This is a genomic window from Actinophytocola sp. (assembly GCF_035634895.1).
Lineage (GTDB): Bacteria > Actinomycetota > Actinomycetes > Mycobacteriales > Pseudonocardiaceae > Actinophytocola.
Map to the genome: position 1 here is coordinate 19,726 of NZ_DASQCC010000113.1, position 10,908 is coordinate 30,633.

Here is a 10,908-nt window from a genome sequence, read left to right on the forward strand (position 1 = left end):
CTGGGACGCGACCAACACCCGAGAAAATCCGTGGACTAGCCTTCGTCCATGATGGACTCGAGTTGTTCCGTGGCGAGCTTGTCGGCCGGACGGGCCCAAAGCTGGCGCAGGGTGCGGAACAACGCCGCGGCGTGTACTCCCGGCCAATCCTCCGGCAGCAGCGCCAGCGGCAGCATCGGGTCGCCGCGGATCAGCAGCAGCCACTCCGCGCCGAGCTGGACGCGGCGGGACAGGTCGTCGAGATCGTCGAAGGCGGCCTCCTGCCACCGGCGCAGGAACTGGGCGTAGCCCGCGGCGATCTCGGCCAGGTCCCAGGCCTCCCGGGCGACTCTCGCGGGATCGGTCCACATGAACGCCTCGGCGCGGAACACCTCGGCGTGTTCGAGGAGGTCCAGCTCGGCCAGCGCCGGGGAGACGTCCGTGGCCGACGGCGACACCCACAGACCGCTGCGCAGCATCCCGAAGCCGAACCAGCCCAGCCGCGTCCGCAGCGCATGGCGGTCCGCACGGCGGGTCTCCGGCACCGAGAACGTCAACAATGTCCACCGGCCGTCCCAGCGGCGCTCGACGACATCGCCGTCGAGCCTGCGCTGCCCGTCGCGCAGGACCGTGGTGCCGTGCTCGGCCAGGCCGAGGAACGCCTGGCGGCCGCGGCGGACCGTGCGGAGCAGGCCGCGGCGGCTCATCCGACTCAGCGTCGCCCTGGTCGCGTGTTCGCCGACGCCGAGCCGCCCGAGGACGGCGATGACACCGCCCGTCGACACGACCGTCCCGCGGTCCAGCACATGGTCGCCGAACAGGGTGAGCAGCAGCGTCTCGGGGCGCACGACGCCAAACCTACCTCCCGGCGACACTCGTCGAAAGACTGACGAACATCGAGGTAGGTGTACAGCATTTTCCGACGAAACTTCCGAGATTTTGGGAGCGCTCCAAGAATCCGGGTTCGAGGTTTGGCAGATCGTTGACGGTCGTCGCTCAAATGCATATCGTCGGAAAGGAGGGGGTCGCCGACCGGAGGTCAACGATGATCAGAACGGCATTCGTGACACTCGCCAGCACCCTGCTGATCGCCATCGCCGGGGTCGTCATGCCACCCATGGCATCCGCCGCGTCCCTGGTGGAGGTGACCAGCTTCGGGAACAACCCGGGTGGGATGCGCATGCACATCTACGTGCCGGACACCCACCCGGCCAACCCGGCGATCGTGGTCGCCATGCACGGCTGCGGCGGGTCGGGTCCCGGTTTCTTCTCCGGCAGCGAGTTCGCGTCGCTCGCGGACCGGTACGGCTTCATCGTCATCTACCCCAGCGCCCAGCAGCAGGCCGGTTTCGGCAAGTGCTTCGACACCTGGTCCGACCCGGCCAAGCGGCGCGGCGGCGGCAGTGACCCGGTCTCGATCGTCTCGATGGTGACCTATGCCGAGCAACGCTACGGCGGTGACCCGAACCGGGTCTTCGCGACCGGCTCGTCGTCCGGCGGCATGATGACCAACCACATGCTCGCCGTCTACCCGGACGTGTTCAAGGCCGGCGCGGCGTTCATGGGCGTGCCGTTCAACTGTTTCGCCAACGCCGCGGACTACCCGCCGGGGGCCAGCCAGTGCACCGGCGGGAACATGAACCGGACCCCGCAGCAGTGGGGCGACGCGGTGCGGCAGGCATATCCCGGCTACACAGGTCCCCGCCCGCGGATGCAGCTGTGGCACGGCACGGCCGACACCCTCGTGCCGTACTCGCTGCTGCAGGAGGAGATCGAGCAGTGGACCAACGTGTTCGGGCTGAGCCAGACACCGACGTCCACCGACACCCCGCAGTCCGGCTGGAACCGCCGCCGCTACGCCGACTCCGCCGGCACCGTCCAGGTCGAGGCCTACAGCATCCAGGGCGCCGGGCACAGCCTGCCGGCCGGCGGCATGGCCGCCGTCGCGGTCGCGTTCTTCGGCCTGACCGGCTCGACCACCCCGCCGCCCGACCCCGGTTCCGGCTCATGTGGCGTCACGGCGAGCGTGAGTGCCTGGAACGGCGGCATGACCGAGAACCTCACCATCAGGAACACCGGCACCACCGCGGTCAACGGCTGGTCGCTGGCCTTCACCCTCCCCGGTGGACAGACCATCACCTCCGGGTGGAACGCCAGCTACTCGCCTGCCTCGGGCCAGGTCACGGCACGCGACGCCGGCTTCAACGCCGCGATCCCCTCGAACGGCTCGGTCGGCATCGGCTTCCAGGCCAACCACACCGGCAACACGGCGCCACCCACGTCGTTCACCCTGAACGGCATGTCCTGCACCACTTCGTGACCGCATGACGATGTCCGCTCGGGCCCGGGAGTCCCGGGCCCGAGCGGACATCGTGGCACTACGCGCGTTGGAGTTGGAACCGCTGGTTCGCGTTGCCGTTCGAGGCGTACTGGGAGATCCGGGCACCGTCGGCGGTCGACACGTCCCACACGTCCATGGCCAGGCCGCTCTGCCGGTTGACCAGGCTCACCGTGCCGCCACCCTGGTCGACCACCTGCCACTGCTGGGCGGCGGTGTTCGCGTCCGGCTGCTGGGTGATGTTCGCGCCGCTGCTGTTGCTCGCGACCTGCAACACCATCCCGCTGTGCCGTGCCCTGATCCGGTAGTAGCCGCCACCCGAGTCGAGGAAGTCGAACTGCTGGTTCAGCCCACCGGTCGCCGACCACTGCTGCAGCGCCGCGCCCGCGGCGGTCGACACACCGGAGACGTCCGCGAGCTTGCCGCTGTGCTGGGCCGACAGGCGGTAGTTCACGCCGACCTCGACGGGACCGGGAGACGGGGTCGACGAACCGAACTGCGTGAAGAACTTCCACACCTCGCCCGAGGTCCAGGTCTGCCAGCCCTGGCAGCCGCTGCACCCGTCGATGGGGCCGGGGGTGTGACCGCCGTCGAACGCGGCCCACACGACCGGATAGCCGGACCGGCATCCCGAGTAGGCGGTCACGATGTGCGTCCGGCTCCCCTGTCCCGGCTCGGGCGGGTTCTGTGCGGTACAGCCGTTGTTGCTGACGAACCGGTCACGCAGCGCCCGCCCCTGGGAGATGTTGAGCACCGTGTCGCTGATGCCGTGGATCCCCAGGTACGCGATGGGCTGGGTGCCACCACTACACCCACTGAGTGTCGCGCCGGAGTAGACCGCGACCGCACGGAAGACGTTCGCCCGGGAACACGCGATCGAGTAGCTCATCGCGCCGCCGTAGCTGAAGCCCGCGGCGAAGACCTGCGTCGTGTCGACGCACAGGCCCGCCTCGAGCTGGCGGAGCAGGTCGTCGGTGAACGTCACGTCCTGGCCGCCGGAGTTGGCCCAGCCGTTGTTGAAGCCCTGCGGTGCCACGAAGATCGTGCTGTTGCCCGCACTGTCCGCCAGGCGCCGCAGGCCGTAGTAGGACCAGTTGTATCCGTCCGTGCCGCCCGAGTCGACGTCGTTCGCCGTGCCACCGAGCCAGTGGTAGCCGACGACCAACCGGTACTGGTGGTTGTTGTCGTAGTTGGCCGGCACCCGCAGGATGTAGGTGCGGTTCTGGCCGCCGCTCTGGATCGTGTGGGTGCCGCTCGCCAACGTCGGGGCTGTGCCGCAGCCGGCACTCGCGGCCTCCGTGCGCACGTCGTCCGGCGTGGGGACGGCGGCGCTGATGCCGCCCCCGCCGAGGACGAGAAGCGCCGTGACCACGACAGACCCGAGCCAGGACCTACGTTTCGCCATCACGAGACTCCTTTCTGGTCAACGCGCGGATCCGGGCACGGTGAGCGCGCCGCGGCTCGCCGACGTCGGTCCGCTCCACTGCTGGTTGGACTGGCCGTTGCAGGTCCAGACGATCACCGCGGAGCTGTTGGCGGTCGCGGCGCCGTTCACGTCGAGGCACAGCCCGGACTGGGCGTTCGTGATGGTGCCGTTCGAGTTGGTGTTCCACTTCTGGGTGTTGCCGCCGGCGCAGCTCGCGATGACCACGGCCGTGCCCGCGCTCGTCCCGCCGCCCGCCGTGTCCAGGCACCGCAGCGAGCTTCCGGTGTAGACGGTCAGCTCGCTGGCCGAGCCACGGACCCACTGCTGGTTGGACTGGCCGTGGCAGTCGTAGATCTGTAGCGAGGTGCCGGCCGTCGTCGACGCGTTCGGCACGTCGAGGCACCGGCCCGAGGCGACGGCACGCAGCAGGCCGGTGGTGCCACCGGGGTCGCCACCGGAACCGCCCGCGTTGAGTGCGTCGAGCACCGCCGTGTACGCCTGCTTCTTGCCGAAGTTGCCGTCGAACAGCAGCGGGGTTTCGCTGGCCCGCCACGAGTACTTGTCCGTGACGCCCCAGACGGTCATGCCCGTGCACCGCGAGACGGCCAGGCAGGCCTGGGTGACCTGCCGGTACACGTTGGCCTGGCCGGAACCGGAGCCCCCGACGTCCAGCTCGGTGATCTGCACGTCGACGCCGAGGTTGGCGAAGCGCTGGAGGTTCGACTGGTAGGTGCTCAGGTTGGAGCCCGAGCTGAGGTGGGTCTGGAAGCCGACGCAGTCGATCGGCACGCCGCGGTTCTTGAAGTCGGCGACCATGTTGTAGATACCGGTGCTCTTCGCGTTGACGCCGTCGGTGTTGTAGTCGTTGTAGCAGAGCTTGGCGTTCGGGTCGGCCGCCCGGGCGGTGCGGAACGCGACCTCGATCCAGTCGTTGCCGGTGCGCTGGAGGTTGGAGTCCCGCCGGCCGCCGCCGTTGCCGTCGGCGAACGCCTCGTTCACGACGTCCCACGCGTAGATCTGGCCCCGGAAGTGCGTCGCCACCTGCGTGATGTGGTTGGTCATCGCCGACCGCAGGTCACTGCCGGACAGGCCCTGCGCCCAGCCGGGCTGCTGCCCGTGCCAGGCGAGGGTGTGCCCGCGGACGGACAGGCCCCGGCCGCGGGCCTGGCTCACGATCCGGTCCGCGTTGCCGTAGCTGAACGAGTTCCGGGACGGCTCGGTCGCGTCCCACTTCATCTCGTTCTCGGTCGTGACGCTGTTGTACTCGTTCAGCCACGTGTTCACGTACGTCGAGTCGCCGAGGTGGCTCGCGGAGATCGCGGCGCCGAGGTACCGGCCGCTCTGGGCCGCCGCGGCGCCGAGCGTGCTCGCCGCCTCGGCCGTGCCGGTCGCCAGCACCAGGCTCGACGCCGTGAGCCCGGCGGCGGCCACGGCGACGACGGCCGACCTGAGGCGTCGTCGCGGGAGTGAGCTGCTGATCATTGTGTGCAACCCTCTTTTCGTCGTTGAAAGGTGGGGTTTCAGCCAAGGGTCCTGTGTTGCTCGACCTGCGCGGCGCAGGTCCACCGCCGGCTCCTACACACGCTGGAGCTGGAAGCGTTGGTTGGCGGCGCCGTTCGACGTCCACTGGGAGATCCGCGCGCCGTCGGCGGTCGACGCGCCCCGCACGTCCATGGCCAGGCCGCTCTGCCGGTTGACCAGGCTCACCACGCCACTGCCCCGGTCGAGGACGCTCCACTGCTGGCTCGCCGCGGCGGTGTCGGTCTGCTGGGTGATGTCGGCGCCGTTGTTCGAGCTCGCGACCTGGAGCACCAGCCCGCTGTGCCGGGCGCGGACGCGGTAGTAGCCACCACCGGAGTCCAGGAAGTCGAACTGCTGGTTCAGGCCACCGGTGGCCGACCACTGGTGCAGCAGCGCACCGGCCGACGTGGACACGCCGCTGATGTCCGCGAGCTTGCCGCTGTGCTGGGCGGCCAGCCGGTAGTAGACCCCCGTCTGCACCGGTCCGGTACCGGGGCTCGGGTCGGTGGGGACGGCCTTGGCGGCCATGCGGATGCCGCCCAGCAGCACGCGGGTGAAGTTCGCGTCGGCGTAGGACTCGATGGTGTGGCCGAGGCCGGTGTACCAGGCCCGTCCGTTGCCGACGTCGTGCCACCAGGTGATGGGATGGTCGGCGCCCATCGTGCCGCCGCTGTAGGAGGACTCGTCCAGTCTCATGAGGACGTGCACGCCCGAGCGCGGGTTGGTGCGGTAGTTGTACCACTCGTCGAAGCGGCTCCAGGTCGCCGGCAGGTGCGCGGTGGAGTCGGTGGTGCGGTCCTCGACGATCACCGATGCCTGTTGCTGTGCCGGGTGGGAGAGGAAGTAGGCGCCGCAGCAGCCGCCGTACCAGGCCCAGTCGTACTCGGTGTCCGCCGCGGAGTGGATGCCGACGTAGCCGCCCCCACCGTTCACATAGGACTCGAAGGCCGCCTGCTGGTTGGTGTTCAGCACGTCCCCGGTGGTGGACAGCCAGACCACCGCCTGGTACTGGGCCAGGTTGGCCGTGATGAACGCGCCCGCGTCCTCGGTCGCGTCGACGGCGAACCCGTTCTGTGACCCGAGGGTGCGGATCGCCGCGATGCCCGCGGGGATCGAGTCGTGCCGGAAGCCCGCGGTCCTGGAGAACACCAGGACCCTGGTCAGCGCCGCGGAGGCCACCGAAGGAAAGACCGCGAGCCCGCCCACGCCGACACCCAGTGCGCCCATGCCGCGCAACACCGCGCGACGGGTAATACCGTTCATGAAAACCCCATCATCGTTGACGGTTCAGGCACCTGAACAGGCGAAAGGCGCCGCAAGTTTCGTTCACGCGTCATGTCGCGACGTAATGTGAACGTTAACACAGTCATAAAACCCGAACAACCCGTTGCCTTTCGACGATGCGCCGGAAGTATTCCAATATGGGAGCGCTCCTAAAGAGTTCCGACCGCCTTCCGTCGGGGATGACAGTGGTGCCCGCTAGCGGAGGGTCCACTGCTGGTTGGTCTGGCCGTTGCAGGACCACAGGACGAGCTTGGTGCCGTTGGCCGTGCCCCGGCCGTTCGCGTCGAGGCACAGTCCCGACTGCACACTGGTGATCGTGCCGTTCGTGTTCACGTTCCACTGCTGGTTGGTCTGCCCGTTGCAGTCCCAGATGGCCACCGGTGTGCCGTTGCTCTGCGCGGACGCGTCGAGGCATTTCGTGCCGTAGACCGTCAGCTGCCGGCTCGCGGTGTAGGTCCACGACTGGTTGGTCTGGCTGTTGCAGTCCCACAGCTGGAGCTGGGTGCCGTTCGCCGTCGCGACGCCGGTGACGTCGGCGCACCGGCCGGACTGGGTGCCGACGAGCTGCTGCCCCGGGTTGGTGAGGCTGCCGGGGACGGCTCGCAGCGCGGCGTACCACGCGGCGGCCATCTTGTCGTAGCCGGTGGCGGTCGGGTGGATGCCGTCGATGAGGTCGGCGGCGGTCAGCGCGCCGTGCATGTCGACCAGGTGCACATGCCGGCCGGCATTGACCTTGCTCTGCACCATGCCCGGGATCGTGGCGTTGAACGCGCGGGCGTTCGACTCCTGCCCGGCGTTCGCCAGTGGGATGATCGTCGCGACGAACACCTCGGCGTCGGGCACGGTCGCGGTGATGTGGTCCACCAGGGTGGACAGTCTGGCCGGCGCTCCGGAGAGGTTGAAGTTCTGCAGCACGTCGTTGGTGCCGATGTGCAGCAGGACCGTGTGTGGGGTGTACGTACGCAGCCAACCGGCGATGTTCGCGTCGATCTGGTCGATGCGCCACCCGGGATGGCCCTCGTGGTCGTGGTCGCCGAGACTCGCCGGGCCGTTGAACTGCGAGCCGACGAGGTCCACGCGGTTCCCGCCGGACGAGAACCGCTGCCAGAGCCCGATCCGGTAACCGCCGGGCACCTGCGTGCCCTCGGTGATGGAGTCACCCAGCGGCATCACCCGGACCCCGCCGTTCGACTCGGCGGCGGCGGAACCGCCGGTCACCAGCGCGGCTCCCGCGAGGGCCGCGAGGACGAGCATCCCGAGCCAGGTCCGCGACCTCCTCATGGCTACTCCCCCAGCTTCTGCAGTACCTGCATGAAGGCGCGCGACCACTCGGGCAGGTCCGGCCAGCCACGGCAGGACACCATCACGCCGTCGACGACGTCGGGTCCGTCCACAAAGGTCGCGCCGGCGTACTCCATGTCGTTCCGCAACGGCGGGAACGCCGCCGTGACGCGGCCGCGGAGGAGCCCGAGCGCGGCCGGCACCTGCGGTCCGTGGCAGATCGTGCCGACCGGGAGGTTGCCGGCGAAGAAGTGCGTGACGATCCGGGCCACGTCCGGATCCGTGCGGAGGTACTCGGGCGCCCGGCCGCCCGGGATCACCAGCGCGTCGAACTCCGCCGGGCGCACGTCGGCGAACGCCAGGTCCACGGGCAGCTGGTGGCCGGGCTTCTCCGTGTAGGCGTCCCATCCCGGTTCGAAGTCGTGCACCACCAGCTTCACGGCCCTGGTCGTCGGTGCGGCCACCACGGCCTCGTGGCCGGCCTCGCGCAGGCGGAACACCGGGTACATGGTGTCCAGCTCCTCCGCGGCGTCGCCGGTCAGGATCAGTACTCGTGCCATCTTCGCTCCCTATCCGAGCTGCCACTGCTGGTTGGCCGCGCCGGTGCACGACCAGAGCTGGACCTTCGTGCCGTTGGCCGTCCCCGAACCGCTCACGTCCAGGCACAGTCCGGACTGCGCGCTGGTGATCGTGCCGCCGGCGTTCACGTTCCACTGCTGGTTGTTCTGGCCGTTGCACGACCAGATCACCGCCTGGGTCCCGTTGGCGGTGCCACGGCCGGACGCGTCCAGGCACAGCGGACTGGTGTCGCCGTACACCCGCAGCTCACCCGAGGACGTCCGCGTCCAGCGCTGGTTCGACCCGCCGTTGCAGTCCCAGACCTGCACCTGCGTCCCCGGCGTGGTCGTCGAGTTGTTGACGTCCAGGCACCGTCCGGCGCCCACCGCGCGCACCGCGCCGCTCGTGCCCGGGTCGCCACCGCCGCCGTAGCCGGCGGCGACGATGTTGGCCTGTACGGCGTTCTCGGTCGCGTCGGACGGGTAGCCCGCCACCATGGCGCCCTCGTAGAAGGTGCCCGCGCTCAGGTTCGCGCCGCCGCCCGGCTTGCAGCAGTCACCACCGCTGCCGAGGATGATGGCGCCCTGCTTGCGCATGGGGCTGTAGCCGTTCGGCAGGGCGCCGTCCCACAACGTGGTCAGGCCGCCGGACTGGGCGTTGCTGCCCTTGATCGCGAACCGCGACGTCCCGTTGTTCTTCAGCGTCGCCGTGACGTACCTGCTGGTGAACGCGCGCTGGTTCGGGTTCCACGACTGGCTCCCCCCGGGGTAGAGACCCCATTCGAGGTCCGCCTGCACCCACGGACCCGTTCCGGAGCAGCCGCCGAACCAGCACTGCCTGCTGAAGTTGATCGCGTCCATGGCCCCCGCCGCGTCCGCCGACCTGGTGGTCTCGCTGTTGCCGTAGTCGAAGCAGCAGCCGCTGTTGACGTGCGTGCCGCTCGTGACCATGTACATGCCCTCCGGCGCGCTGCCGGTCGGCACGCCGGTCAGGTGGCCGTCACGCCAGTAGCTGTTCGACGGGTTGACGTACAACGAGTACGCCTTGCCGCCCCCGACCGTCAGCGACTCGGAGGTCGCGTTCGCCGGGCGGCTCGAGCTGGAGCCGGGCACCTGGCTCGAACCCTGGTACCACAGGTCGTTCCCGCGGCCGGACTGGTCGTAGACCACGGTGATGACGCAGGATGTGCCGGCACAGAACGAGTCCTGCGTCGCGGCGTTCGCGGTGCCGCCCGTCGCCAGCAGGCCGACGTCCCTGGTCGCGTTGTCCGACGCGCGCCGGACCTGGTAGAGGTTGCCGCCGTAGGCGCCGTAGAGCGCCCGCACCGTGCTGTGGGCCGCCACGCAGGGCGTCCCGCCCGAGGCGTAGATGTCGCACGGCCCGGTGCCGGCGGCCGTGGCGACCGGCGGGGAGTACAGCACGGCACCGGCGACAACCGACGCGACGGCCGCGACGACGCCGAGGAAGGACCTGTGTCTCGACATGGGATGACTCTCCTGTCCTAGGCGCGTTGGAGCTGGAAGCGCTGGTTGGCGTTGCCGTTGAGGGTGTACTGGGCGATGCGGGCCCCGTCGGTGGTCGACGCCTCCCAGACGTCCATGGCCAGGCCGCTCTGGCGGTTCACGAGGCTCACCACACCACCGCCCTGGTCGACCACCCGCCACTGCTGAGTAGTGGCATTGCTGTCCGCCTGCTGCGTGATGTCCGCGCCGCTACTGCTGCTCGCCACCTGCAGCACGAGACCGCTGTGCCGGGCACGGACCCGGTAGAAACCACCACCCGAGTCCAGGAAGTCGAACTGCTGGTTCAACCCACCCGTCGCCGACCACTGGTGCAACAACGCACCGGCCGACGTGGACACCCCGCTGATGTCCGCGAGCTTGCCGCTGTGCACGGCCGTCAGGCGGTAGTTCACCCCGACCTGCACCGGTGACTGCGGGACACCCGGCACGCCGACGCCGTCGCCGTCGAACATGACCCAGTTGACGTTGAGCAGCGCGCCGTTGTTGGTGCTGCCGGACGGTTTGCGGACCACGAAGTACAGCGGGCCGCTGGTGGCCGGCGGACTGCTCAGGGTCAGCGTCTGGGTGGTCCACGTCTGCCAGCCGCCGGTGCCCGCGACGGTCAGGCTGCCGACCAGTGTGCCCGTCGGCGACCCGGCCCGGACCTGGATCGTGCCGCCCGCGGTCGCGGAGGCGACCCGGAAGGTCATGCCGGTGACGTTGGTCAGGTTGACGGGGTCGTACGACCACCAGTCGCCGTCCTCGATGGACCCGATGTTGCTGACGCCGCCCTGCGGGTCGGACGTCGCCTCGACCACCACGCCCGCGCTGCCGGTGCCGGTGCTGTCCGACACCCGGCCGGTCGTGGCGAAGAACTCGGCCTGCTTGTGCTGGGGCTGCAGGATCACCTGTCCCCGGCCGGTGAGCGAACCGCTCCCACCGGAGCCGCCGTTGTCCGAGTAGGACGCCTCGATGACGTAGAAGGTGTTGTCGTTCTCGGAGTGCCCGGACGCCAGCGT

General features: G+C 69.6%; 9 protein-coding genes. 1 reads left to right on the forward strand and 8 read right to left on the reverse strand.

Annotated features, from left to right (window positions below; genetic code table 11):
* Positions 1 to 35: 35 nt before the first annotated feature.
* On the reverse strand, positions 36 to 827 hold the full coding sequence (locus VET29_RS16380) for a PaaX family transcriptional regulator C-terminal domain-containing protein (RefSeq protein ID WP_324921010.1): 792 nt from the start codon (positions 825 to 827) through the stop codon (positions 36 to 38).
* A gap of 197 nt (positions 828 to 1,024) precedes the next feature.
* Between VET29_RS16380 and VET29_RS16385 the strand changes: the two genes are divergently transcribed.
* Complete coding sequence (locus VET29_RS16385) at positions 1,025 to 2,299, forward strand: PHB depolymerase family esterase (protein ID WP_324921013.1); 1,275 nt, start codon at positions 1,025 to 1,027, stop codon at positions 2,297 to 2,299.
* Between the two features lie 58 nt (positions 2,300 to 2,357).
* On the opposite strand, the gene VET29_RS16390 is transcribed toward VET29_RS16385, so the two are convergent.
* From VET29_RS16390 to VET29_RS16420, 7 genes are all read right to left on the reverse strand, one after another.
* Positions 2,358 to 3,722: an RICIN domain-containing protein gene (locus tag VET29_RS16390; RefSeq protein ID WP_324921016.1), complete on the reverse strand. Its 1,365-nt coding sequence runs from the start codon at positions 3,720 to 3,722 to the stop codon at positions 2,358 to 2,360.
* 18 nt (positions 3,723 to 3,740) lie between these two features.
* Positions 3,741 to 5,225, reverse strand: coding sequence for an endo-1,4-beta-xylanase (locus VET29_RS16395; protein WP_324921018.1), 1,485 nt, complete (start codon positions 5,223 to 5,225; stop codon positions 3,741 to 3,743).
* A gap of 93 nt (positions 5,226 to 5,318) precedes the next feature.
* Positions 5,319 to 6,491 (reverse strand): ThuA domain-containing protein, encoded by a 1,173-nt coding sequence (locus VET29_RS16400; protein WP_414636513.1) that lies wholly within the window; start codon positions 6,489 to 6,491, stop codon positions 5,319 to 5,321.
* Positions 6,492 to 6,743: 252 nt separating this feature from the next.
* Positions 6,744 to 7,829: a ricin-type beta-trefoil lectin domain protein gene (locus tag VET29_RS16405; protein WP_324921022.1), complete on the reverse strand. Its 1,086-nt coding sequence runs from the start codon at positions 7,827 to 7,829 to the stop codon at positions 6,744 to 6,746.
* Positions 7,830 to 7,831: 2 nt separating this feature from the next.
* Entirely contained in the window at positions 7,832 to 8,389 is a 558-nt protein-coding gene (locus VET29_RS16410) for a DJ-1/PfpI family protein (RefSeq protein ID WP_324921024.1), read from the reverse strand.
* Positions 8,390 to 8,398: 9 nt separating this feature from the next.
* Positions 8,399 to 9,871, reverse strand: a complete 1,473-nt coding sequence (locus VET29_RS16415) for a lectin (protein ID WP_324921025.1) — start codon at positions 9,869 to 9,871, stop codon at positions 8,399 to 8,401.
* 17 nt (positions 9,872 to 9,888) lie between these two features.
* On the reverse strand, positions 9,889 to 10,908 hold a 1,020-nt coding region (locus tag VET29_RS16420), incomplete at its 5' end, for an RICIN domain-containing protein (protein ID WP_324921028.1).